This window comes from Microbacterium jepli (assembly GCF_047237905.1).
Classification (GTDB): domain Bacteria; phylum Actinomycetota; class Actinomycetes; order Actinomycetales; family Microbacteriaceae; genus Microbacterium.
In genome coordinates this window covers 2,164,110-2,187,608 of record NZ_JBDFLW010000005.1, presented here as the reverse complement: position 1 = coordinate 2,187,608, position 23,499 = coordinate 2,164,110, and the positions used below count along the sequence as shown (strand labels likewise).

22 protein-coding genes are annotated in these 23,499 nt (G+C 71.2%); 13 read left to right on the top strand and 9 right to left on the bottom strand.

Annotation, left to right across the window (positions count from 1 at the left end):
• Positions 1–15 precede the first annotated feature (15 nt).
• Genes pgl through tkt form a run of 6 tightly spaced genes read right to left on the bottom strand, consistent with a single transcriptional unit; the run spans position 16 to position 8,170 of the window.
• On the bottom strand, positions 16–807 hold the full coding sequence (gene pgl, locus ABC304_RS14615; RefSeq protein WP_412931703.1) for a 6-phosphogluconolactonase: 792 nt from the start codon (positions 805–807) through the stop codon (positions 16–18).
• Complete coding sequence (locus ABC304_RS14610) at positions 800–1,759, bottom strand: glucose-6-phosphate dehydrogenase assembly protein OpcA (protein WP_412931702.1); 960 nt, start codon at positions 1,757–1,759, stop codon at positions 800–802. The genes pgl and ABC304_RS14610 overlap by 8 nt, the downstream gene beginning before the upstream one ends.
• Positions 1,756–3,306 (bottom strand): glucose-6-phosphate dehydrogenase, encoded by a 1,551-nt coding sequence (gene zwf / locus ABC304_RS14605; protein ID WP_412931700.1) that lies wholly within the window; start codon positions 3,304–3,306, stop codon positions 1,756–1,758. Before zwf ends, ABC304_RS14610 begins: the two co-directional genes overlap by 4 nt.
• 7 nt (positions 3,307–3,313) lie before the next feature.
• Entirely contained in the window at positions 3,314–4,933 is a 1,620-nt protein-coding gene (locus tag ABC304_RS14600) for a glucose-6-phosphate isomerase (RefSeq protein ID WP_412931699.1), read from the bottom strand.
• Positions 4,930–6,048, bottom strand: a complete 1,119-nt coding sequence (tal, locus tag ABC304_RS14595) for a transaldolase (protein WP_412931697.1) — start codon at positions 6,046–6,048, stop codon at positions 4,930–4,932. The genes ABC304_RS14600 and tal overlap by 4 nt, the downstream gene beginning before the upstream one ends.
• A 22-nt stretch (positions 6,049–6,070) precedes the next feature.
• Positions 6,071–8,170 carry a transketolase gene (gene tkt / locus ABC304_RS14590; protein WP_412931695.1) on the bottom strand — a complete coding sequence of 700 codons (2,100 nt, stop codon included), beginning with the start codon at positions 8,168–8,170 and terminating at the stop codon, positions 6,071–6,073.
• A 197-nt stretch (positions 8,171–8,367) separates the two neighbouring features.
• Here tkt and ABC304_RS14585 point away from each other — a divergent pair, with 197 nt between their 5' ends.
• Positions 8,368–9,303 (top strand): heme o synthase, encoded by a 936-nt coding sequence (locus ABC304_RS14585; RefSeq protein ID WP_412931693.1) that lies wholly within the window; start codon positions 8,368–8,370, stop codon positions 9,301–9,303.
• Between the two features lie 34 nt (positions 9,304–9,337).
• On the opposite strand, the gene ABC304_RS14580 is transcribed toward ABC304_RS14585, so the two are convergent.
• Positions 9,338–9,718, bottom strand: coding sequence for a dinucleotide-utilizing enzyme (locus ABC304_RS14580; protein ID WP_412931692.1), 381 nt, complete (start codon positions 9,716–9,718; stop codon positions 9,338–9,340).
• A gap of 106 nt (positions 9,719–9,824) precedes the next feature.
• The gene (locus ABC304_RS14575; RefSeq protein ID WP_412931691.1) at positions 9,825–10,808 is read right to left on the bottom strand and encodes a COX15/CtaA family protein; all 984 of its coding nucleotides are present in this window, start codon (positions 10,806–10,808) and stop codon (positions 9,825–9,827) included.
• A gap of 251 nt (positions 10,809–11,059) precedes the next feature.
• On the opposite strand from ABC304_RS14575, the gene sufB reads away from it, so the two are divergent.
• The 12 genes from sufB to ABC304_RS14515 all read left to right on the top strand — a co-directional run bounded on the left by sufB (position 11,060) and on the right by ABC304_RS14515 (position 22,672).
• Positions 11,060–12,478, top strand: a complete 1,419-nt coding sequence (gene sufB / locus ABC304_RS14570) for a Fe-S cluster assembly protein SufB (RefSeq protein ID WP_412931689.1) — start codon at positions 11,060–11,062, stop codon at positions 12,476–12,478.
• Positions 12,478–13,662 (top strand): Fe-S cluster assembly protein SufD, encoded by a 1,185-nt coding sequence (sufD, locus tag ABC304_RS14565; protein WP_412931687.1) that lies wholly within the window; start codon positions 12,478–12,480, stop codon positions 13,660–13,662. Before sufB ends, sufD begins: the two co-directional genes overlap by 1 nt.
• Positions 13,659–13,985 (top strand): non-heme iron oxygenase ferredoxin subunit, encoded by a 327-nt coding sequence (locus ABC304_RS14560; protein ID WP_412931686.1) that lies wholly within the window; start codon positions 13,659–13,661, stop codon positions 13,983–13,985. Before sufD ends, ABC304_RS14560 begins: the two co-directional genes overlap by 4 nt.
• Positions 13,986–14,768 carry a Fe-S cluster assembly ATPase SufC gene (gene sufC / locus ABC304_RS14555; protein ID WP_412931684.1) on the top strand — a complete coding sequence of 261 codons (783 nt, stop codon included), beginning with the start codon at positions 13,986–13,988 and terminating at the stop codon, positions 14,766–14,768.
• A 9-nt stretch (positions 14,769–14,777) separates the two neighbouring features.
• Complete coding sequence (locus ABC304_RS14550) at positions 14,778–15,107, top strand: metal-sulfur cluster assembly factor (RefSeq protein ID WP_127095316.1); 330 nt, start codon at positions 14,778–14,780, stop codon at positions 15,105–15,107.
• A 65-nt stretch (positions 15,108–15,172) separates the two neighbouring features.
• Positions 15,173–16,333 (top strand): MalY/PatB family protein, encoded by a 1,161-nt coding sequence (locus ABC304_RS14545; protein WP_412931682.1) that lies wholly within the window; start codon positions 15,173–15,175, stop codon positions 16,331–16,333.
• Positions 16,330–17,703 carry an MFS transporter gene (locus ABC304_RS14540; RefSeq protein ID WP_412931680.1) on the top strand — a complete coding sequence of 458 codons (1,374 nt, stop codon included), beginning with the start codon at positions 16,330–16,332 and terminating at the stop codon, positions 17,701–17,703. The genes ABC304_RS14545 and ABC304_RS14540 overlap by 4 nt, the downstream gene beginning before the upstream one ends.
• A 57-nt stretch (positions 17,704–17,760) precedes the next feature.
• Positions 17,761–18,708 (top strand): siderophore-interacting protein, encoded by a 948-nt coding sequence (locus ABC304_RS14535; protein ID WP_412931677.1) that lies wholly within the window; start codon positions 17,761–17,763, stop codon positions 18,706–18,708.
• Positions 18,705–19,718, top strand: coding sequence for a FecCD family ABC transporter permease (locus tag ABC304_RS14530; RefSeq protein ID WP_412931676.1), 1,014 nt, complete (start codon positions 18,705–18,707; stop codon positions 19,716–19,718). Before ABC304_RS14535 ends, ABC304_RS14530 begins: the two co-directional genes overlap by 4 nt.
• Positions 19,715–20,785, top strand: a complete 1,071-nt coding sequence (locus ABC304_RS14525; protein WP_412931674.1) for a FecCD family ABC transporter permease — start codon at positions 19,715–19,717, stop codon at positions 20,783–20,785. The genes ABC304_RS14530 and ABC304_RS14525 overlap by 4 nt, the downstream gene beginning before the upstream one ends.
• Positions 20,782–21,606, top strand: coding sequence for an ABC transporter ATP-binding protein (locus tag ABC304_RS14520; protein ID WP_412931672.1), 825 nt, complete (start codon positions 20,782–20,784; stop codon positions 21,604–21,606). Before ABC304_RS14525 ends, ABC304_RS14520 begins: the two co-directional genes overlap by 4 nt.
• A gap of 34 nt (positions 21,607–21,640) precedes the next feature.
• Positions 21,641–22,672, top strand: coding sequence for an ABC transporter substrate-binding protein (locus tag ABC304_RS14515; protein WP_412931670.1), 1,032 nt, complete (start codon positions 21,641–21,643; stop codon positions 22,670–22,672).
• A 112-nt stretch (positions 22,673–22,784) separates the two neighbouring features.
• Here ABC304_RS14515 and ABC304_RS14510 read toward each other — a convergent pair whose 3' ends face one another.
• The gene (locus ABC304_RS14510) at positions 22,785–23,417 is read right to left on the bottom strand and encodes a biotin transporter BioY (RefSeq protein ID WP_412931668.1); all 633 of its coding nucleotides are present in this window, start codon (positions 23,415–23,417) and stop codon (positions 22,785–22,787) included.
• Positions 23,418–23,499 lie beyond the last annotated feature (82 nt).

Here is a 23,499-nt window from a genome sequence, read left to right as displayed (position 1 = left end):
GTCCGGTGGTCCGGCTCAGTAGTCGCGATCGATGAGCTCCTGCGGAACCTGTGCGGCGGCGGCGTCGTCGACGAAGAGCACCGTGCGTCGGCGACCCTTCGCCCCGGCGGCGGGGACGCTGAGGTAGCTCGCTCCGGCGAGGGCCAGCCCGAGGGCGGAGGCCTTGTCGGCTCCGGCGAGCACCATCCACACGCGCTGCGACGAATTGATGACGGGGCGGGTGACCGAGATGCGATTCGGCGGCGGCTTGGGGGAGTCGCGGACGGCGACCGTGGAGACGTCCACGAGCGAGATCTCGGGCCGGTCGGGGAACAGCGAGGCGATGTGGCCGTCGGGGCCGACGCCGAGGAAGCAGATGTCGAACGACGGCCAGGGGCCGCTGTCGGCGCGGTTGGCCGGGGCGAAGGCCGCGAGCTCGTCGGCGTAGGCGGAGGCCGCGGCATCCAGATCCAGACCGCTGTCGGTCGACGCCATCGCATGGATGTTCGCCGCCGGGATGTCGAGGCCGTCGAGGAAGGCTTCGCGGGCCTGCTTCTCGTTGCGGTCGTCGGAGTCCTGCGCCACGAACCGCTCGTCGCTCCACCAGAAGTGCACGCGCGACCAGTCGATCTTCGACGCCTTCGGCCGGGCCGCCGCGGCGCGCAGCACCGCAGTGCCCATCGTGCCGCCGGTCAGCGAGACGTGCACCGTCTCGCCGGTCTCGCTGCGCTTGTAGACCCGGCTGAGGAAGCGCGAGGCGACCGAATCCGCGAGGTGATCGGTGTCGGGACTGATCACGACCCGCTTCTCGGTGAAGAACTCAGCCATTCGTCTCCGTTGCCTCCGGCGGGTCCAAGAGCGACCAGCCCTCGGTGATCACTCGACCATACAGGACGTCCGGATCGAGCCTGCGCAGCTCCTCCGCCAGGCACTCCCGCAGGGTGCGACGGGGGAAAGCGAGGTCGTGGCTGGGCTGACCTGGCTGCGTGAGCACCGCCATCCCGGGGCTCGGACGCTCCAGGACGATGTCGCCGCCGGCACGGGTCATGCGCACCGACTTGATGCCGTGCGGCCACTCGTCGGCGGGCAGATACGAGTACGCCACCGGCACGTCGAGCTTGAGGCGCAGCCAGGCGGCCAGCAGCGCCGTCGAGGGGGAGTCGGCGGCGCCGCGCACATCGACGGAGGTGACCTCCTCGTAGGGCGGCTGGTCGAGCACGGCGGCGAGCTGCTCGCGCCAGCGCGTGAGCCGCGTCCAGGAGAAGTCGGTGTCGCCGGGGGCATAGCTCTCGCCGAGCCCGGCGATCCACGCGGCGGGGTCGTCCTGCGTCGAGGCGTCGGTGATGCGTCGCTGCGCGATGCGTCCGATCGGCGAATCCGCGCGCACCGGCGGGGCCTCGCCGGGCCACCACGCGACGACGGGCGCGTCGGGCAGCAGGAGCCCGGTGATGAGGCTCTCCGGATTGGATGCCGCAGCGCCGAACGCGCGCAGCACCACGACCTCGCTCGCGCCGGCGTCGCCGCCCACGCGGATCTGGGCGTCGAGGCGCGCGTCGGCGTCATCACCGTCGCCGCCGTTCACGATCAGCACGATCACACGCATCGGGTGCTCGCGCGAGGCGTCGTTCGCCGCCTCGATGACCTGCTCCTCGAGCCCGCCCTTCGTGGCGATGATGAGCGTCAGCACGCGGCCCAGGGCCACGGCGCCGCCCTCCTCCCGCACGTTCACGAGCGAGCGGGAGATCTTGCTGACGTTGGTGTCGGGCAGATCGATGATCACGGACGTCTCCAGGTTCTTCCGTCACCGGCGAGCAGTTCGTCGGCGGATGCCGGACCCCACGAGCCGGGGGCGTACTGCTCCAGCGGGCCGCCCTGCTCCGCCCAGAAGTCCTCGATGGGATCGAGGATCTTCCAGGACAGCTCGACCTCCTCGTGACGGGGGAAGAGCGGCGGGTCGCCGAGGAGGACGTCGAGGATGAGGCGCTCGTAGGCCTCGGGGCTCGCCTCGGTGAACGCATGGCCGTAGCCGAAGTCCATCGTCACGTCGCGCACCTGCGTGCCGACGCCGGGGACCTTGGAGCCGAAGCGGATGGTGACGCCCTCGTCGGGCTGCACGCGGATGACGAGCGCGTTCTGGCCGAGCTCCTCCGTCTGGCTGCGGCCGAACAGCAGCTGCGGAGCGCGCTTGAAGACGACGGCGATCTCGGTCACACGGCGGCCGAGGCGCTTCCCCGTGCGCAGGTAGAAGGGCACGTCGGCCCACCGGCGCGTGTTCACCTCGAGCTTGACGGCGGCGTACGTCTCCGTCGTCGAGTCGGGCTTCATCCCGTCCTCCTCGAGGAAGCCGAGCACCTGCTCGCCGCCCTGCCAGCCGCCGGCGTACTGCCCGCGGGCGGTGGCCAGGGAGAGGTCCTCGGGCAGCCGCACCGCGGCGAGCACCTTCTCCTTCTCGGCGCGGAGGTCCTTCGCGTTGAAGCTGATCGGCTCCTCCATCGCGGTGAGCGCCATCAGCTGCAGCAGGTGGTTCTGGATGACGTCGCGGGCGGCGCCGATCCCGTCGTAGTAGCCCGCACGGCCACCGACGCCGATGTCCTCGGCCATCGTGATCTGCACGTGATCGACGTAGTTGCGGTTCCAGAGCGGCTCGTACAGCTCGTTGGCGAAGCGCAGCGCGAGGATGTTCTGCACCGTCTCCTTGCCGAGGTAGTGGTCGATCCGGAAGATCGAGTCCGTCGGGAAGGCCGAGCGCAGCGCGTCGTTGAGGGCACGCGCCGAGTCGAGGTCGTGCCCGAAGGGCTTCTCGATCACCACGCGGCGCCAGCAGTCGTCGTCGCCGGCGTCCTCGCCCACCAGTCCCGAGTCCTTCAGCTGCTTCGCGACGATCGGGAAGTCCTTAGGCGGGATCGACAGGTAGTAGGCGTGGTTGCCCATCGTGCCTCGTTCGACGTCGAGGGCGTCGACGGTCTCACGCAGACGCGCGAACGACTCCGGGTCGTCGAAGGTGCCCTGCACGAAGCGGATGCCCTGGAGCAGCTGACGCCACGTGTCCTCGCGGAACTCGGTGCGCGCGTGCTCGCGGACCGCGTCGTAGACGACCTGGGCGAAGTCCTGGTCCTCCCAGTCGCGGCGCGCGAAGCCGACCAGCGCGAACCCGGGCGGCAGCAGACCGCGGTTCGCCAGATCGTAGACGGCGGGCATGAGCTTCTTGCGGGAGAGGTCTCCCGTGACGCCGAAGATGACGAGCGCACTCGGACCGGCGATGCGGTTGAGGCGCCCGTCTTCGGGGTCGCGCAGCGGGTTGTGCCCGCGCGAGATCTGGACGGTCATCGGACTCCTACTGTGCGGCCTCGAAGAGTGCGAGCACTTCGGGCTGGGGATCGGTGAGGGTGATGGTCAGCACAGGACGGCCGTGGGCCGCGAGCACCGCGGCGTCGCCGGCGGCCTGCGCCGCGATCAGCTGGCCGAACGTGAACGGCCGGCCGGGGATCTCCAGATCGACGTCGGTGCTCTCGAGGATCTGGACAAACACGCCGTTGGCGGGACCGCCCTTGTGGTACTGCCCGGTCGAGTGGAGGAAGCGCGGCCCCCATCCGAAGGTCGTGGGTCGTCCGGAGTCGGCAGCGATGAGCTCGCGGAGCCCCTGCAGCTGCGGGAGCGACCACCGGTCGACGTACGCCTGCACGGCGACGTAGCCGTCGGCGGGGACCCGCTTCCACAGTGCATCCAGCGCCGCGGCCAGGGTGCCGCCTGCGGCGAGGGAGGGGTCGCTGACCCGCACCTCGACGCCGTCGGCGGTGAACGCCGGCGCCGACGTCTCCGGGCGCGACTCCAGCAGCCCGCGGGTGGCCGTCTTCGCCGACTCGACGTCGGGCTGGTCGAAGGGGTCGATCCCGAGGATGCGCCCCGCGATCGCTGTCGCGTACTCCCACACGATGAACTGCGCGCCGAGCGAGCCGCTGATCAGCACCTCGTCGTCATGCCGCTCGAACAGGTGGAAGCGTCCGGCCTCGTCGACGAAGCGCACGACCTGCAGGTCGGCGGGACGCGTGTCGAGCTCGGGGGAGACCGGGAGAAGGACGACGGGCAGGATGCCGGTGCCTGCCTTGCCGGTGGACTCCGCCACGAGCTGCTCGATCCAGTCCGGCAGCCCGACGATGTGCGTGCCGTCGCTGACGAGACCCAGCTTGTCGCGGCGCGGGGTGCCGGCGGCGATCGCGGACGCGAGGACGAGCGCGGGGTTCTCCGGGCTGTCGATGGCGACCTCGAGCAGGGTGGCGTCGGCCTCGTCGAGCAGCTCGGAGATGTCGACGCCGGCGAGCCCCGCGGGCACGAGCCCGAATGCCGTGAGCGCGGAGTAGCGACCGCCGACCGTCGGGTCGGCGGTGAAGACGCGGTACCCGGCCTCGCGGGCGGACTCCTCCAACGGCGAGCCGGGATCGGTCACCACGACGATGCGCTGCGCCGGGTCGATGCCGACGTCGCGGAAGGCCGCCTCGAAGGCGCGGCGCGCCGAGTCGGTCTCGACGGTGGAGCCGGACTTCGACGAGACGACGAGCACCGTGCGGTCCAGACCGCCGGTCTCGGGATCGCCGTCGATGGCGCTCAGCACCTGGCCGGGTGCGGTGGAGTCGAGGATGAGGAGCGGCACGCCCGCGGTCTGGGCGATCACCTCCGGCGCGAGCGACGAGCCGCCCATGCCCGCCAGCACGATGCGGGTGAGCCCCGCCTCGACCAGCTCGGCGCGGAGCGCCTCGATCTCCGGCACGAGCGGCCGGGACACCGTCACGGCCTGCAGCCAGCCGAGCCGGCGAGAGGCCTCGTCCTCGGCGGCGGGACCCCACAGGGTGGTGTCGCCCGCCGTGAGGCCGGAGGCGACCATGCCCGCGACCAGGCCGGGCAGAGTCTCCTCCACCACGGCCTTCGCGCGGCCGGTCAGACGGATGTCGAACGTCATGCGTCGCCCTGGAGCGAGGACTTCAGGGCCGTCGAGACGGTCTCCTGCAGCTCGTGCCAGGAGGCGATGAACTTCTCGACGCCCTCGTCCTCGAGCACCTGCGTCACATCGGCGAAGTCGATGCCGACGGCGGCCAGCTGGTCGAACACCGCGTGGGCGTCGGCGTAGTTGCCGGTGATGGTGTCGCCCTCGAGCACGCCGTGGTCGAACGTCGCCTGCAGCGTCTTCTCCGGCATGGTGTTGACGGTGCCCGGCGCGACGAGCTCGGTGACGTAGAGCGTGTCGGGGAGGTTCGGGTCCTTGACCCCGGTCGACGCCCACAGCGGACGCTGGACGGTGGCGCCCGCGGCGAGCAGCTCCTTCGCCCGGTCGTCGGCGAAGCGCTGCTCGAACAGCTCGTAGGCCAGACGCGCGTTGGCGATGCCGGCCTTCGATTTGAGCGCCTCGGCCTCGGGCGTGCCGGTGGCGGCGAGGCGCTTGTCGACCTCGGTGTCCACGCGCGAGACGAAGAACGAGGCGACCGACTGCAGGGTCGTGATGTCGTGACCCGCTGCCTTCGCCTTCTCCACGCCGGCGAGGTACGCGTCGATCACCTCGCCGTAGCGCTCGAGGCTGAAGATCAGCGTGACGTTCACGGAGATGCCCGCGCCGATGACCTCGGTGATCGCCGGCAGGCCCGCCTTGGTCGCCGGGATCTTGATGAGCGCGTTCGGGCGGTCGACGGCGGCGGCCAGCTTCTTGGCCTCGGCGATGGTGGCCTCGGTGTCGTGGGCGAGATCGGGGGAGACCTCGATCGACACCCGTCCGTCGACGCCGTCCGTGGCCGCGAAGACCGGCTGGAAGACGTCCGACGCCGCGCGGACGTCGTCGGTGGTGATCTCGAAGATCGCCTCGTCGGTGGAGGCGCCGCGCTCGGCGAGCACCTTCACCTGCCCGGCGTAGGACTCGCCGTTGGCCAGGGCCCCGGCGAAGATCGTCGGGTTGGTGGTCACGCCGGTGACGTTGCGGGTGGCGATCAGATCGGCCAGGTTGCCGGTGATGATGCGCTGACGGGACAGGTCGTCGAGCCAGATGCTCACTCCGGCGGCTGCCAGCTGGGCGGTGGGGGTGCTCATGCGTGCGCTTCTTCCTTCTTCGTCACCGCTGGGCGGCGGCGATGCTGTCGCGGGCGGCCTGGACGACGGCGTCGGCGGTGAAGCCGAACTTCTCGAACAGGGTCTTGTAGTCGGCGGAGGCGCCGAAGTGCTCGATCGAGACCGAGACGCCGTGGTCGCCGACGAGGCCGCGCCACGGCATGGCGATGCCCGCCTCGACCGAGACGCGGGCCTTCACGGAGGTCGGGAGGACGGACTCGCGGTACGCGGCATCCTGCTCGTCGAACCACTCCAGCGCGGGCGCCGAGACGACGCGGGCGTTGATCCCCTCGGCGGCCAGCGTCTCGCGCGCGGCCACCGCGAGCTGCACCTCGGAGCCGGTCGCGATCAGGATCACGTCCGGCGTGCCCCCGGGGGCTTCCGCGAGGACGTACGCGCCCTTGACGGCCTCGTGGGCCGAGGCGAGCTCGTCACCGGATGCCGCACCCTCGCCGCGCGCGAAGACCGGCACGTTCTGGCGGGTCAGGGCGATGCCGGCGGGGCCGGCGTTGCGGCGCAGGATCTCGAGCCAGACCACTCCGGTCTCGTTCGCGTCCGCCGGGCGCACCACCGTGAAGTTCGGGATGGCGCGGAGCGAGGCGAGCTGCTCGATGGGCTGGTGGGTCGGGCCGTCCTCGCCGAGCGCGACGGAGTCGTGCGTCCACACGAAGATCGACGGGACGTCCATCAGCGCCGCGAGCCGGACGGGCGGACGCATGTAGTCGCTGAAGATCAGGAACGTGCCGCCGAAGGGGCGGGTCGGCCCGTGCAGCTTGATGCCGTTGATGATCGAGCCCATCGCGTGCTCGCGGATGCCGAAGTGCAGCACCCGTCCGTACGGGTCGCCCGACCATTCGTGGGTGGACCACTCGGGCGGCAGGAACGACTTGGCGTCGGTGATCGTGGTGAGGTTCGACTCGGCCAGGTCGGCCGATCCTCCCCAGAGCTCGGGCAGACGCGCGGCCAGGGCGTTGATGACCTTGCCGGACGCGGAGCGGGTCGACACGTCGGTGCCCGCCTCGAAGACGGGGAGCGCCGAGGCGATGTCGTCGGGGAGGAGCCCGGCTTCGAGGCGGTCGAGCAGCTGCTTGCGCTCGGGGTTGGCCTCCGCCCACGCGTCGAAGGAGGTCTGCCACTCGGCGTGCGCCTGCGCGCCGCGCTCGACGAGTCCGCGGGTGCGCTCGATGACCTTCTCCTCCACGACGAAGCTCTTCTCGGGATCGAAGCCGAGCACCTCCTTCGTGGCCTTGAGCTCGTCGGCGCCGAGCGCGGAGCCGTGGATCTTGCCGCTGTTCTGCTTGCCGGGCGATGGCCAGCCGATGATCGTCTTCAGGATGATCAGCGACGGCTTGTCCGTCACGCCCTTCGCGGCCTCGACGGCGGCGTAGAGCTCGGCGACGTCTTCGACGTACTGGCCGGTCTTCTTCCAGTCGACGGTCTGGACGTGCCAGTCGTAGGACTCGTAGCGCTTCGCGACGTCCTCGGTGAAGGCGACGTTGGTGTCGTCCTCGATCGAGATCTGGTTGGAGTCGTAGATCGCGATGAGGTTGCCGAGCTGCTGGTGGCCGGCGAGCGAGGACGCCTCGCTGGTCACGCCCTCCTGCAGGTCGCCGTCGCCCGCGATCACGTAGATGTGGTGGTCGAACGGCGACTGACCGGCGGGCGTCTCGGGGTCGAAGAGGCCGCGCTCGAAACGCGCGGCGTAGGCGAAGCCGACGGCGGAGGCGAGGCCCTGGCCCAGCGGGCCGGTGGTGATCTCGACGCCGTCGGTGTGGCCGTACTCCGGGTGCCCGGGGGTCTTGGATCCCCAGGTGCGGAGCGCCTCGAGGTCGGAGAGCTCGAGGCCGAAGCCGCCCAGGTACAGCTGGATGTACTGCGTCAGCGAAGAGTGCCCCACGGACAGGATGAAGCGGTCGCGCCCCAGCCAGTGCGTGTCGGACGGGTCGTGGCGCAGCACCCGCTGGTACAGCAGGTAGGCGGCGGGCGCCAGGCTCATGGCGGTTCCGGGGTGGCCGTTGCCGACCTTCTCCACCGCGTCCGCTGCGAGCACTCGGACGGTATCCACCGCGCGCTCGTCGATTTCATCCCACTGCAGATCCGACACCCGGCCGCCTTTCTCGAGGAAGCGCCTCAGAAGACCGTGCCGCGGCCCTCTTCGCGAGGAAAAAGGGGGGTCGGCGTACTGGGCGCGCGTTGAGACTCAGCATAGCGAGGTCACCGGCCCGGCCGGACAGCGCGAGACGTCGTGTGACGATGCCTTAGACTGGACGACGACCGGGACGCGGCACGATACGGGGGGCGATGGACATCTCTACGGGTGCCTCCACCCTCTCGGCTGCCCATCCGGCCGCCCCTCGCTCCCTCGGTCGCACGATCCGCGCCTACGTCGCTCTGACGAAGCCGCGCGTGCTCGAGCTCCTCCTCGTCACGACCGTTCCGGTCATGATCCTGGCGTACGGCGGCTTTCCGTCCCTCTGGCTCGTGCTCGCCACCGTCATAGGCGGGTCGCTGAGCGCCGGCTCGGCCGCCGCGTTCAACATGTACCTCGACCGCGACATCGACGCGCACATGCAGCGCACGGTGAACCGCCCGCTCGTGACCGGCGAGGTGTCGCCGCGCGGAGCGCTGGTGTTCGCGTGGACGCTGGCCGTGGCATCCACCATCTGGCTCTGGCTCACCACGAACCTGCTGGCGGCGGCGCTGTCGTCGGCGGCCATTTTCTTCTACGTCGTCATCTACACGATGATCCTCAAGCGTCGCACCGAGCAGAACATCGTCTGGGGCGGCATCGCGGGATGCTTCCCGGTCGTCATCGGCTGGTCGGCGGTGACCGGCTCGCTGTCGTGGACGCCGATGATCCTGTTCCTGCTGGTGTTCCTGTGGACGCCGCCGCACTACTGGCCGCTGTCGATGAAGTACGCGCGTCAGTACGACGAGGTCGACGTGCCGATGCTGGGCGCGACGCGCGACAGCTCGCAGGTCGGACTGCAGGTCATCCTCTACGCCTGGGCGACGGTGGCGTGCTCGCTGCTGCTGATCCCCGTGGCATCCATGGGCCTCGTCTACACGGTCTCGGCGCTCGTCTTCGGCGGCTGGTTCCTCTACGAGTCCCACCGGCTGTACTCGCGTGCCGTGCGCGGCACCGAGCCGCGGCCGATGCGCGTCTTCCACGCGTCCATCACGTATCTGACGCTGCTGTTCGTGGCGATCGCCGTCGACCCGCTGCTGCCCTTCTGAGGCGCAGCCGGGCCGACGGCATCGCGGCTCGGCCTCAGCGCGCGGCGGGGACCTCGTCGCGGGCGGGGACGACCTCGTCGGTGCGCACGAGCACGGTGTCGTCGCCGGTCTCGGCGTCGTCGGCCTCGATCGCGTCAGCGGTCGGCTTCACGACGGGCAGGAACGAGCGCGCGGCGGCCAGGGCCAGCAGCACGAAGAGGCCGACGAGGCCCGCGGCGAGCAGGCCGGAGCCGATGGTGATCCAGGACTGACCGCCGTAGACGAGGCCACCCGTGGCGGTCTGGTCGTCGAGGCCGGCGATCATGGCGGGCAGGGTCGTGGCGACGATCGCCGCACCTGCGACGGTCACGGCGAGCGAGGCCACGAGGAGGATCCAGAACGGGATGCTGCGGGTCAGGCTCGGACGAACGATCATGCGGAGTACTCCTCAGGGTGTGGGGTGCCGCGGACGGCGGCTTCACGACCCTCGCACCCTCACCCGGGCGACCTCTCGGCGCGGGCGATGAGTCTCCTATGCGATGTCAGTGCGCGCCGGCGGTGGCCCGGCGGCGCGGGGAGGCGGCGGCGGGCGCCGCCTGGTCCTGCTTCAGGTGCATCACCACGGCGGTCATCGCCGCCACGAGGGTCACGGCCAGAACCATGTGGATGTTCACCAGCACGATCGGCAGGCCGGTGCGCGCCTGCCACAGTCCGACGGCGATCTGCACGACCTCCACCGCGAGCAGCAGTCCGACCCAGCGTCGCAGACGCAGGGTCGCGGGCGTGCGCCAGGAGGCGATCAGCAGCGCGATCGTGAGGGCGAAGGTGACGTAGGCCGGCCACGAGTGCACGTGCTGCCACAGGACGGGATCGAGGCCGTTGCGCGCGGCCTCGTCGTCACCGGCGTGCGGTCCCGAGCCGGTGAGGAGGATGCCGACCAGAACCGTGACCGCCACGGCCGCGCTCGTGGCGTGGGCCAGGGCGGAGAAGAAGGACGTGACGGCGCGCACGCGCGGACGACCCGGTGCGGACACGCGGGCCACGAGAGCGGCGGCGTTGGCCACCAGGGCCGCGGAGATGACGAAGTGGATGCCGACCAGCGTCGGCGGGAGGTGCAGCCACACGACGATGCCGCCGATGACGGCCTGGAGGATGATGCCCACTCCGTTGGCGAGGGTGAGGATGCGCAGGTCGCGGCGGCCGGTGCGCACGACGGTCAGGAAGGCCACGAGCGCGATGACGACGAGGAGGCCCGTCAAGGTGCGGTTGCCGAACTCGATGAGGCCGTGCACGCCGAGCTCCTGCGTGGGCACGAGGGAGCCGCCCGTGCAGTACGGCCAGGTGTCGCAGCCCATGCCCGAGCCGGTCAGGCGCACGAGGCCGCCCGTGCCGACGATGAGGATGTTGCTGATCAGCACCAGCCACGCGAACACCCGGGCGAGGCGCCCGACGCGGTCGGGGAGGCGACGCAGCAGGGATGCGACGCCGCGGCGGTCGGGGCGCGGCGCGGTGAGCGTGTCGGCCATTCCTCACCTCCTGGGAGAGTGCTCCGCAGGGTGCGGGAGCGGGGGTCCCTGCTGCCCGGAGGGGGAGCGGAACCTGTAGAATCGAAGGGTCGGGAGGCGTACGCGAAACGCGTCGTGCTCCCCTGACAGTTTAGGCGCGATGGACGGCGCCACTTGAGAGGGCCCGCGAGCGGCATCCTTCCCCGGGATATTCCCAGGGACCGGAATGCCGGGGCGGATGACACCGTTGAGGCCCGGAGGAGAGTGTGACCATGTCTGATGTGCTCATCGATCGCCCCGAGCTGGACAGCCTCGGGCAGTACGAGTTCGGCTGGCACGACGCCGATGCGGCGGGTGCCCTCGCTCAGCGCGGGATCAACGAGGACGTCGTCCGCGGCATCTCCGGTCTGAAGAACGAGCCGGAGTGGATGCTGAAGACCCGCCTCAAGGGCTATCAGCTCTTCGGGCGCAAGCCCATGCCGACGTGGGGCGCCGACCTCAGCGAGATCGACTTCGACAACATCAAGTACTTCGTGCGCTCGACGGAGAAGCAGGCGCAGTCGTGGGAGGACCTCCCCGAGGAGATCCGCAACACCTACGAGCGTCTCGGCATCCCCGAGGCCGAGCGCCAGCGCCTCGTCGCCGGTGTCGCCGCGCAGTACGAGTCCGAGGTCGTCTACCACCAGATCCGCGAGGACCTGGAGCAGCAGGGCGTCATCTTCATGGACACCGACACCGCGCTGCGGGAGCACCCCGAGTTCTTCGAGGAGTACTTCGGCACCGTCATACCCGCCGGCGACAACAAGTTCGCGGCGCTGAACACGGCCGTGTGGTCGGGCGGCTCGTTCGTGTACGTGCCCAAGGGCGTCCACGTCGAGATCCCGCTGCAGGCCTACTTCCGCATCAACACCGAGAACATGGGCCAGTTCGAGCGGACGCTGATCATCGCCGACGAGGACTCCTACGTCCACTACATCGAGGGCTGCACGGCGCCGATCTACAAGAGCGATTCGCTGCACTCGGCGGTCGTCGAGATCATCGTGAAGAAGAACGCCCGCGTGCGCTACACGACGATCCAGAACTGGTCGAACAACGTCTACAACCTCGTCACGAAGCGCGCGATCGCGCACGAGGGCGCGACGATGGAGTGGATCGACGGCAACATCGGCTCCAAGGTGACGATGAAGTACCCCTCGATCTTCCTCGTGGGCGAGCGCGCCAAGGGCGAGACGCTGTCCGTGGCGTTCGCGGGTCCGGGTCAGCACCAGGACGCCGGCGCGAAGATGATCCACATGGCGCCCTACACGCAGTCGTCGATCGTCTCGAAGTCGATCGCCCGCGGCGGAGGACGCGCCGGCTACCGCGGCGAGGTCCGCGTCGACGAGAACGCCCACCACTCCGCCAACACGGTGCGCTGCGACGCGCTCCTGGTGGACACGATCTCCCGCTCCGACACCTACCCGGCGATCGACATCCGCGTCGACGACGTGCAGTTGGGCCACGAGGCGACCGTCTCGAAGGTCAGCGAAGAGCAGCTGTTCTACCTCATGAGCCGCGGCATGCCCGAGGACGAGGCGATGGCGATGATCGTGCGCGGCTTCATCGAGCCCATCGCCCGGGAGCTTCCCATGGAATACGCCATGGAGCTCAACAAGCTCATCGAGATGGGCATGGAAGGATCCGTCGGCTGATGACGACCACCACCGAGGCACCCGTCGTGGTGCCTGGCTCCACAGCGCACTCCGACGGGGCGTTCGTGCCCGTGCAGACCCGCTCCGAGCGTCCGTCCTCGTTCGACCCGGCGGACTTCGACGCCCCCACGGGCCGCGAGGTCAACTTCAAGTACACGCCCGTCGCGAAGCTGACGGCGCTGTTCGTCAACGAGGCGGCCCCGACCGGCGTCATGGACGTCTCGGTGGATGCCCCCGCCGAGGTCGAGCAGCTGACCCTCGCGGCCGGCGCGGCGCCCCGCGGCGAGGTGTTCCGGCCCGAGGACCTGCCCGCGGCGATCGCATGGACGCAGGAGACCGAGGCGCCGCTGCTCCGCATCCCCGCGAACGCGGAGCTCGACCGCCCCGTGCTGGTGAGCCTCACCGGCACGGGCGGCGTCGCGCACGCGCACGTCGTCGTCGAGGCCATGCCCAACTCGCGCGCGACCGTGATCTTCCGCCACACCGGCACCGCGCAGCACGCGCAGAACGTCGAGATCATCGTGCGCGACGGCGCCCGGCTCGACGTGGTGTCGCTGCAGGAGTGGGACGACGACGCGGTGCACGCGGCATCCCACCAGGCCCGTGTCGACAAGGACGCCCTGCTCCGGCACTTCGTCGTGAGCTTCGGCGGTGCCGTGGTGCGCGTCAACCCCTCCGTCGAACTCGCCGGCCCCGGCTCGCAGGGCGAGCTGTACGGCCTGTCCTACTCCGACGCCGGCCAGCACCTCGAGAGCCAGGTGTACCTGCACCACAAGGGCCCGAACACCCGCGGCGACGTGCTCTACAAGGGCGCGCTGCAGGGCTCGGGCGCGCGCAGCGTGTGGATCGGCGACGTGCTGATCGGGCCCGACGCCGTGGGCACCGACTCCTACGAGGCCAACCGCAACCTCGTGCTCACCGACGGTGCCCGCGCCGACTCGGTGCCGAATCTCGAGATCGAGACCGGCGACATCCAGGGCGCCGGCCACGCCAGCGCCACCGGACGCTTCGACGACGAGCAGCTCTTCTACCTGCAGGCGCGCGGGATCGACGAGGAACAGGCACGTCGCCTGGTCGTCATCGGCTTCCTCGCCGAGATCGTCCAGAAGCTCGGCATCCCCGCCCTCGAGGAGGAGCTGTCGGCCGCCATCGAGCGCGACCTCGTCCAGGGGGCCGCCGCATGAGCGCCTCCCGCGTCTGCGCGCTGAGCGCCCTGGAGCAGGACACCGCCCTGCGCGTCGAGGTCGACGGCGTCCCCATCGCCGTCGTGCTCGACTCGGCCGGCGAGGTGCACGCCATCGGCGACGTGTGCACCCACGGCGACATCTCCCTCTCCGACGGCTTCGTCGAGGGCGACACGCTCGAGTGCTGGGCCCACGGCTCGGCCTTCTCGCTGCGCACCGGCAAGCCCCTCAACCTCCCCGCGTACGAGCCCGTCCCGGTCTACGCCGTCACGATCGACGGCGACGACGTGCTCATCGACCCGACTGTCACGAAAGAAGCCTGAATGTCTGTCCTGGAAATTCGCGACCTGCACGTCACGGTCGAGACGGATGCCGGCACCACGCCCATCCTCAACGGCCTCAGCCTGACCATCCGCACGGGTGAGACGCACGCCATCATGGGCCCCAACGGCTCTGGCAAGTCCACCCTCGCGTACACGATCGCCGGGCACCCCAAGTACACCGTCACCGGTGGCTCCATCACGCTCGACGGCGACGACGTCCTCGCGATGACCGTCGACGAGCGCGCCCGCGCCGGCCTGTTCCTCGCGATGCAGTACCCGGTCGAGATCCCCGGCGTGACGGTCACCAACTTCCTGCGCACGGCCAAGACCGCCGTCAGCGGCGAGGCCCCGTCGATCCGGACGTGGACCAAGGACGTCAAGCAGTCCATGAAAAACCTCCGCATGGATCCGAAGTTCGCGCAGCGCAACGTCAACGAGGGCTTCTCGGGCGGCGAGAAGAAGCGCCACGAGATCCTCCAGCTCGAGCTGCTCAAGCCCCAGATCGCCGTGCTCGACGAGACCGACTCCGGCCTCGACGTCGACGCGCTCAAGATCGTCTCGGAGGGCGTCAACCGCGCCAAGGCCGAGACGGGTCTCGGTGTGCTGCTGATCACGCACTACACGCGCATCCTCCGCTACATCCACCCCGACTTCGTGCACGTCATGGTCGCGGGCCGCGTCGTGGAGGAGGGCGGGCCGGAGCTCGCCGAGCGCCTCGAGGATGAGGGCTACGACCGCTTCCTGACCCCGGCGGCCGAGACCGCCGTCGACGCCGACGCGTAGGCTCGCAGCATGACCGCGACCATCACTCCGGAGAAGTACGACGAGGTCACCGAAGCCCTCAAGGACGTCATGGACCCCGAACTCGGGATCAATGTCGTCGACCTCGGGCTCATCTACGACCTCGCGTGGGACGACGAGAACGACGCGCTGGTCATCCACATGACGCTGACGTCGGCGGGCTGCCCGCTGACCGACGTGCTTGAGGAGCAGACCGCGCAGGCCCTCGACGACGTCGTGGAGCGCTTCCGCATCAACTGGGTCTGGATGCCGCCGTGGGGTCCGGAGCGCATCACCGACGACGGCCGCGACATGATGCGGGCCCTGGGCTTCGCCATCTGACCGGTCGCGTGACCGCGGGTGACGTGCGGACGCCTCCGGGCGGGCGGCGTCGGTAGGCTCGTCGGGTGAGTGCTCCACCCCTGCGCGCCCTGCCCGTCGATGAGCTGAGGCAGCGCTCCAGCACGAAGTGGCGGCGCTATCCCGAGAACGTGCTGCCGCTGTTCGTGGCCGAGACCGACTACGCGCTCGCCCCGGAGATCACGCGCGTGCTGACCCGCGCCGTGGAGCTCGGCGACACGGGCTACACGCCGCCGCAGCCCGGCGTGGCCGAGGCGTTCGCCGCGTTCTCGGCACGCCGCTTCGGGTGGGAGGTCGACCCGTCCGCCGTGCGCTGGACCGGCGACGTGATGATGGGCGTGGTCGAGATCCTCCGCCGGGTGACCGCCCCCGGCGACGGCGTCATCGTGATGCCGCCGGTGTATCCGCCGTTCTTCGACACCGTGGAGGAGGCCGGCGGCGTGCCCGTGCGCGTGCCGCTGATGCGTCGGGAGGCCGGGTGGGCCGTCGACGTGGACGGCGTCGGGGCGGCTCTCGCCGCGGGAGCCCGGGCCGTGCTGCTGTGCAGCCCGCACAATCCCACCGGCACCGTCCACTCCCGAGCGGTGCTCGAGGCCCTGGCCGACATCGCGGAGCGCCACGGTGCGACGGTGATCAGCGACGAGATCCACGCGCCGCTCGCCTACGACCCCGACGCGTTCACCCCGTTCCTGGCCGCGGGGGAGACCGCCCGGCGCGTCGGCTACGCGGTCACGAGCGCCAGCAAGACCTTCAATCTCGCGGGTCTGAAGTGCGCTGTCATGGTCGCCGGCGGTCCCGCGCAGCGGGGCGTGCTGCAGAGCCTCCCCTGGGAGGTCGAGTGGCGCACCGGACTGTTCGGAGCCCTCGCCAACGTCGCCGCCTACGCTCCCGCGTCCGACGCGTGGCTCGACAGCCTGCTCGCCGCGCTCACGGAGAGCCGTGCGCTGCTGGGATCCCTCCTGTCCGAGCACCTGCCCCGCGCGCGGTGGCTGCCGCCCGAGGCCGGCTTCCTCGCGTGGGTGGACGTCTCGGACTACGGCTGGGGCGAGGACCCGGCCTCGCTGATCGTTCGGGAGGCGGGCGTCGCCCTCCACCACGGGCCCTACTTCGGCGCCGAGGGTGCGGGGCATGTGCGGATCAACTTCGCGTGCGGCCCGGAGGTGCTCACCGAGGCGATGGCGCGCATCGGCGCGCTCGCGCGCTCGTGACCACGCCCGCCGTCGCGCCGAGCACCGGCATCTGGACCGGCACGAACCTCGCCGTCACCCTGGGCGCGGTCGCCCTCATCTTCCTCGCGGCCATGCAGTCGCTCGCCGTCACGACCGTCATGCCGATCGTCAGCGCCGACCTCGACGGGGCGGCCCTCTACGCGGTCGCCTTCTCCGGCACGCTGGCCACCAGCGTGATCGGTATGGTGGCGGCCGGCGCCTGGTGCGACCGCTCCAACCCCGTCGGACCGCTGACCACCGCCGTGGCGCTGTTCGTCGTGGGCCTGATCATCGCCGGACTCGCCGTGTCGATGCCGCTCCTCGTCGCGGGACGGCTGATCCAGGGCCTCGGCACCGGCGGTCAGACGGTCGCGCTGTACGTCGTGGTGGCCCGGGTCTACGCACCCGAGCTGCACGGACGGGTCTTCGCCGCGTTCTCGGCCGCGTGGGTCGTGCCGTCGCTGATCGGGCCGTTCCTCGCCGGCGCCGTCGCGGAGTACCTGCACTGGCGGTGGGTGTTCCTCGGCGTCGCCGCACTCACCGTCCTCGCGTTCGCCGTCGTGCTGGTCCGACTCGGCGGACGGGACCTCCGCACGACCAACCCCGCCTCCGGCCGCGTCGCAGGTCGTCTCGCGTGCGCGGCGGCCGTGGCCGCGGGCGCGCTGGGACTGAGCCTCGCCGGCGAGACCGGACCCTTCGCGATCGCCGTCGTCGCGGCATCCGTCGTCCTGGTGGCCCTCGCGGCGCGTCCACTGCTGCCGCGCGGCACCCTCCGGGCCCTGCGGGGACTACCGAGCGTGGTGCTCATGCGCGGCCTCATCGCCGGGTCGCTCTTCGGCGCGGAGATCTACGTGCCGTACCTGCTGATCGACGACTACGACTTCTCGCCGACGTTCGCCGGCCTCGGGCTCACGACCGCCGCCCTGCTCTGGGCTGCCGGAGCGGAGGTGCAGGGACGCTACGGCGATCGCATCGGGAACCGGCGCATCACGCTGATCGGCATCACGCTGCTCGGCCTGGCGTGCCTCACCTCCGGGGCGACGGCCGCGCTGCACCTGCCGCCGTTCGTCCTGATCGCGGGGTGGTCCCTGGCCGGCGCGGGCATGGGACTGATGTATCCGCGGCTCACGGTGCTCACGCTGGCCTACTCGACCCCGCAGAACCAGGGGTTCAACTCCTCGGCGCTGTCGATCTCCGACTCGGTCGGCGCGGCGACTGCGATCGCCGCGATGGGCGTCGTCTTCACCGCTCTGACGGGGACGGATGCCGCATTCCCGGCCGTCTTCGCGATCGCCCTGGCCCTCGCCCTGCTGGCCCTCGTGCCCGGTCTCCGCATGAGCGCGGGGGTGGCCGCGGGCCGCTCGACGTGAAGACATCGAAGCCTGCCCGGTTTTGAGGATCAGGCGAGGTAAGGATAACCTAATCTCGTGACCCAGACCTCCGCAGCCCTCAGCGTGCGCCCGGCCTATCGTCCGTATCTCCTCGACGTCGCGCGCGTGGAGCGGCTGTCCCCGAGCTTCGTGCGGGTCACCCTCACCGGCGACGAGCTCGAGCACTTCGGCACCGCCGGGCTCGACCAGCGCATCAAGGTCCTCTTCCCGCGCGCGGACGGGACGATCAGCGACGTCGGCCAGGACGACGAGGAGGCGATCGCGGCCGCCCTGTGGTACGAGCGGTGGCGCGCCCTCCCCACGGAGGATCGCAGCCCTTTCCGCACCTACACCGTGCGCGCCGTCCGTCCCGATGCCCGTGAGCTCGACATCGAGTTCGTCGTGCACCACGACCCGGGTCCCGCGGGGGAGTGGGCGGCGCAGGCCGCCCCCGGGCAGCAGCTGCTCGTGGTCGGGCCCGACGAGCGCAGCCCGCACTCCGGCTCCGGCATCGACTGGCGTCCCGGTCCGGCGCGCCGGCTCCTGCTCGCCGGCGACGAGACAGCCGCGCCCGCCATCCAGGCGATCGTCGAGTCGCTGGGCGAGGGCTACGACGTCGACGCGTTCATCGAGGTGCCCGAGGCCGCCGACATCCGTCCGTGCGCGACGCCGGCGGGCGTCCGTCTGACGTGGCTGCCCCGTTCCGGCCGCGAGCACGGCGAGGCGCTGCGCGACGCCGTCGAGGCGTGGTGCGGCTCGTCGGAGGGCGTGCTCCGGCGCGCGTCGTCGCCCCTGCCGCAGGAGCTCGACGACATCGACGTGGACCGCGACCTGCTCTGGGACAGCCCCGACCCCGCCGACGGGGAGTTCTACGCGTGGTTCGCCGGCGAGGCCGCGACCATCAAGGCGCTGCGACGACAGCTCGTGCAGGGCTGCGGCGTGGACCGCCGACGGGTGGCGTTCATGGGCTACTGGCGCCGAGGCCAGGCAGAGCGCGTGGAATGATTTCGCACACCCGCACTCGTCGTGCGCGCGTGGTGCTCCTGGCCGCGATCCTGGTCCTCCTGGTGATGATCGTCGCGAGCCTCGCCCTCGGCGCGCGCGCCATCGCCCCGTCCGTCATCGTGGACGCCTTCCTGCGACCCGACCCCGCTCTCGCCGACCATGTCGTCGTGCTCAGCCAGCGCGTGCCGCGCACCGTCATCGGCGTCGTCGCGGGGGCCGCCCTCGCCCTCGCGGGCACCCTCATGCAGGGACTCACCCGCAACCCGCTCGCCGATCCCGGCCTCCTCGGCATCAACGCGGGCGCCTCGGTCGCTGTGCTCATCGCGATCACGCTCCTGGGCATCACCAACCCCGGCGGCTTCGTCTGGTTCGCCTTCGGCGGTGCGGCCGTCGCCGCCGTGGCGGTCGCGGTGATCGGCTCCCGCGGTCCCGACGGCGGCAACCCCGCCAAGCTCGCGCTGACGGGCGCGGCCATCACCGCCGGACTCACCGCGGTGACGATGCTCGTGCTGACCACCTCCACCCTCGCCTTCGACACCTTCCGCTACTGGTCGGTCGGAGGGCTGACCTCCCGGGGCCTGGACGCCGTCGTCGCGGTGCTGGTGCCGATCCTCGTCGGCGCGGTCATCGCCTTCTCCTCCGGCCGAGGACTCGACCTCATCGCCCTCGGCGAGTCGACCGCGGCCGGCCTCGGTCACAACGTCGCCCGCACCCGCTGGCTCGGCATCGTCGCGACCGTGCTGCTGTGCGGCGGCGCCACCGCCATCGCGGGACCGATCGTCTTCCTCGGGCTGCTCGTGCCGCACGCCCTGCGAGCCCTGGTCGGCGACGACTACCGGCGCCTGCTGCTGATCGGCGCTCCCGTCGGAGCAGCCGTGCTTCTCCTGGCCGATGTGGTCGGCCGCTTCATCGGCTCGCCCGGAGAGATCCAGGCCGGCGTCGTCGTCGCGTTCGTGGGCGCTCCCGTGCTCATCGCGCTGGTGCTGCGCAAGAAGCAGGTCGCGCTGTGAGCGCCGAGGTGGCCGCGCGCCCCGACGCCTCGCCTCAGCGTGCGGGTCTGCCGGGTGCGGCTGCCGCCGTGCGGCGCTCGGTGCGCCGGCGCGCGCGGGCGGTGGTCGTCGCGGCTATCGTCGCACTCCTGGTGGTCTCGGCTCTCGCGCTGATGACGGGCGACTACCCCCTCGACATCGGTCAGGTCTGGCGCACGGTGCTGGGCGGCGGCGAGCGCGTCGAGCAGTACGTGGTGCTCCAGGTGCGCGCGCCGCGGCTGGCGATGGCGATCGTGGTGGGCGGATGCCTCGGCATCGCCGGCGCTCTCCTGCAGGGCCTGCTGCGCAACCCGCTGGCGAGCCCGGACCTCCTGGGCATCAGCGGGGGCAGCAGCGTCGCGGCGGTCTTCCTCACGGTGATCCTCGGCGTCTCCGGAGCGCCACTCGCGATCGGCGCCTGCGCGGGCGGCATGATCGTCGCGGCTCTGCTCCTGCTGGCAGGGCGGCGCGGGGCGGACGGCGGCTACCGGCTCATCCTCGCCGGCATCGGCATCACCTTCCTGTGCGCCTCGGTGACCAGCTACCTCCTCGCCAGCGGAAAGGTGGAGCTCGCGCAGGCCGCGCTCATCTGGATCACCGGCACCCTGAGCGCCTCGTCGTGGACGCAGGTGCTGATCGTGGGCGCTGTGCTCGTGGTGACCCTGCCCGCCGTCATCGCCGCGGCACGGTGGCTCCCGCTGACGCAGCTCGGCCCGCAGACCGCCGCCGGCCTCGGCGTGCGCCCCGACCGCGTCCGCTGGGTGGTCGTCGTCGCAGCGGTCGTGCTCACCTCCGTCACCACCGCGTTCGCCGGTCCGATCGCCTTCGTCGCCCTGTGCGCTCCGGCCATCGCCCGCCCGCTGCTGGGTCACGGCGCGGTGGGCGTGGCGACGAGCGCGCTCCTGGGCGCCACCATGCTCGCCTCCGCCGACCTCGTCGCGCAGTTCGCCGTGCCGGGTCTCTCGTTCCCGGTCGGCATCGTCACGGGCGCCCTCGGCGCCGTCTTCCTCCTGTGCATCCTCGCCACCTCGAAGGGACGTCAGCTGTGAGCACGACCGCCACCGCGCCCCGCCTCGTCGCCCGCGGGCTCGACGCGGGGTATCCGGACCGCCGTGTCATCGAGGGGCTCGACCTCGCGATCGCCTCCGGGCGCATCACGATGATCATCGGCGCCAACGCGTGCGGCAAGTCGACGCTGCTGGGCACGCTGGCGCGCCTGCGCCCGCCGCTGGGCGGCAGCGTCGAGCTCGACGGCGTCGACGTCGCCACCCTGAACCGCCGCAGGTTCGCGGGGACGGTCGGCCTGCTGCCGCAGCATCCGTCCGCTCCCGACGGCATCACCGTGGCGGAGCTCGTCTCCCGCGGCCGCTACCCGCACCGCGGCGTCTTCCAGCGCTGGGGAGCCGGCGACTCCGAGCGCGTGGACGACGCGATGGCCCGCACGGGTGTGTCGGAGCTGGCGGACCGCGCCGTCGGCGACCTGTCCGGCGGGCAGCGTCAGCGCGTCTGGATCGCGATGGCGCTCGCCCAGGATCCCGAGATCCTCCTGCTGGACGAGCCGACCACCTTCCTCGACCTCAGCCACCAGATCGAGGTGCTCGATCTGCTCCGCACCCTGAACCGCGCCTCCGGCACGACGATCGTCGTCGTCCTGCACGACCTCAACCTGGCCGCGCGCTACGCCGACGACCTCGTCGTCATGTGCCAGGGGCGCGTCATCGCCCACGGCGCACCCACCGAGGTGCTCACGGCCGAGGTCGTCGCGGAGGCCTTCGGCCTGCAGGCGCTCGTCATGCCCGATCCCCTCACGGCGACCCCGCTCGTCGTGCCCGTCCCCGGCGGTGCCCACAGCGCCGCCGATCCCGTGTGAGAACGCGTCGCACCCGATGAAAGGAAACACAGCAATGTTCCGCCACACCAGGAAGGCCGTCGCCCTCGTGGGCGTCGCCGTCGCCGCCCTCGCACTCGCCGGCTGCGCCGGCCAGACCGGCGCGGCCGCACCCTCCGTGTCCGACGCGCCCCAGACCGAGGGATTCCCGCTGACCATCACGCACATGTACGGGCAGACCACGCTGGACGCCCCGCCGCAGCGCGTCGCCACGTGGGGCTGGGGCGCGACCGACGCGGTCCTCGCCCTCGGGATCCAGCCGGTCGCGATCCCGTCGGCCGAGTACGGCGGCGGCGACGACCTCATCGTGCCGTGGGTCAAGGACGCGATCGACGAGGTCGGCGGCGAGGCGCCTGTGCTGCTGGACAACTCCACCTACGAGCTCTCCGTCGAGGAGCTGCTGGCCACCGACCCCGACGTGCTCATCGCGCCGTACTCCGGGCTCACGCAGGACGAATACGACGCGGTGACCGCCGCGGGCATCCCGGTCATCGCGCCCGAGACGGCCCTGTGGTCGACGCCGTGGCGCGACGTCGTCACCATCACCGGCGAGGCGCTCGGACGCGAGACCGACGCCGCGACGGTGCTCGACGGCATCGACAAGGAGGTGTCCGACGCCGCCGCGGCGAACCCGGATTTCGCCGGCACGACCGTCGCCTTCGTCACCGCGACGCCCGACGAGGTCGACGTCTACCTCCCCGCCGACGCCCGCGTCGAGATCCTCGAGGATCTCGGGTTCGTCTCGGCGCCGTCGGTCACCGAGCTCGACACCGGCGCATCGACCTTCTACACCGCGATCAGCCCGGAGAACCTCGACAAGCTCGACGCGCAGGTGGTCTTCACCTTCGTGCAGTCCGAGGACGAGCTGCAGACCTTCCTGACGTCGGAGCGCACGCGCCTGATTCCGGCCGTCGCCAAGGGCGCCGTCGGAGCGGTCGTCGGCACGGAGGACGCCTCCGCCGTCTCGCCGACGGCGCTCAGCCTGCCGTACATCCTGCCGAAGTTCGTCGAGCAGCTGCAGACCGCGACGGCGACCGCCAAGAGCTGACGCCCGCCGTCCACGAGGAAGCGCCCCGTCCGATCGCGAGATCGGACGGGGCGCTTCCTTCGTCGTGCGCGTATCTGCGATGCAGAGCGGATGCCGCGGGCCGCGGCATCCGTCAGCTGCGCCGGGAATCCACCCGGCGCACGAGCGCCCATGCGGCGGGGATGATGAGCGCCGCGAGCGCGGCCTTGATCAGGCCGGGGACGATGAACGGGGTCACGCCTGCGGCGAGCACGGACGAGACGGTGACCTCCGCGCCCATGACGGTGCCGAGGATGACGGCGAGGTAGGGCACGCCGATGAGGAAGGGCACGACGCTGGCGGCGGCGAAGCCGACGAAGGCGAGCGCGGGGCGACGGTCCCACGTGCGCTCGGCGAACCAGCCCGCGAGGAACGCGGCCGGGATGAAGCCGAGGATGAAGCCGAACGACGGAAGGAGGACGGCGGCGGGGCCGGCGACGGCGCTGGAGAAGACCGGCGCTCCGGCGAGTCCGGCGAGCATGTAGGTCGTGAGAGCGGCGGCACCGCGGCGGGAGCCGAGGGCAGCGCCCACGACGATGACGCCGAGCGTCTGGCCCGTGAGGGGCACGGGGCCGATGAAGAACGAGACCTTGGCGAGGAGTGCGACCAGCGCGACGCCCGACAGGACGAGCGCGGCATCCACCGCGAAGGCGCGCGTGGCGGCACGGGGACGACCGACCAGATCGGCGAGGACGCGACGACCGGAGGGGGCTGCGAGCGATGACATGGGGTCCCTTCGTGGGTGGCGGCACCACGCAACGGGTGCGATGTGCATCAGCCTAGGACCCGGTGCGTGCACGACCGTCGAC

Coding starts and splice junctions, on each gene's coding strand:
- pgl (WP_412931703.1), bottom strand. CDS start 807: ATGGCTGAGTTCTTCACCGAGAAGCGGGTCGTGATCAGTCCCGACACC.
- zwf (WP_412931700.1), bottom strand. CDS start 3,306: ATGACCGTCCAGATCTCGCGCGGGCACAACCCGCTGCGCGACCCCGAA.
- ABC304_RS14600 (WP_412931699.1), bottom strand. CDS start 4,933: ATGACGTTCGACATCCGTCTGACCGGCCGCGCGAAGGCCGTGGTGGAG.
- tal (WP_412931697.1), bottom strand. CDS start 6,048: ATGAGCACCCCCACCGCCCAGCTGGCAGCCGCCGGAGTGAGCATCTGG.
- ABC304_RS14585 (WP_412931693.1), top strand. CDS start 8,368: ATGGACATCTCTACGGGTGCCTCCACCCTCTCGGCTGCCCATCCGGCC.
- ABC304_RS14580 (WP_412931692.1), bottom strand. CDS start 9,718: ATGATCGTTCGTCCGAGCCTGACCCGCAGCATCCCGTTCTGGATCCTC.
- ABC304_RS14575 (WP_412931691.1), bottom strand. CDS start 10,808: ATGGCCGACACGCTCACCGCGCCGCGCCCCGACCGCCGCGGCGTCGCA.
- sufB (WP_412931689.1), top strand. CDS start 11,060: ATGTCTGATGTGCTCATCGATCGCCCCGAGCTGGACAGCCTCGGGCAG.
- sufD (WP_412931687.1), top strand. CDS start 12,478: ATGACGACCACCACCGAGGCACCCGTCGTGGTGCCTGGCTCCACAGCG.
- ABC304_RS14560 (WP_412931686.1), top strand. CDS start 13,659: ATGAGCGCCTCCCGCGTCTGCGCGCTGAGCGCCCTGGAGCAGGACACC.
- sufC (WP_412931684.1), top strand. CDS start 13,986: ATGTCTGTCCTGGAAATTCGCGACCTGCACGTCACGGTCGAGACGGAT.
- ABC304_RS14550 (WP_127095316.1), top strand. CDS start 14,778: ATGACCGCGACCATCACTCCGGAGAAGTACGACGAGGTCACCGAAGCC.
- ABC304_RS14530 (WP_412931676.1), top strand. CDS start 18,705: ATGATTTCGCACACCCGCACTCGTCGTGCGCGCGTGGTGCTCCTGGCC.
- ABC304_RS14515 (WP_412931670.1), top strand. CDS start 21,641: ATGTTCCGCCACACCAGGAAGGCCGTCGCCCTCGTGGGCGTCGCCGTC.
- ABC304_RS14510 (WP_412931668.1), bottom strand. CDS start 23,417: ATGTCATCGCTCGCAGCCCCCTCCGGTCGTCGCGTCCTCGCCGATCTG.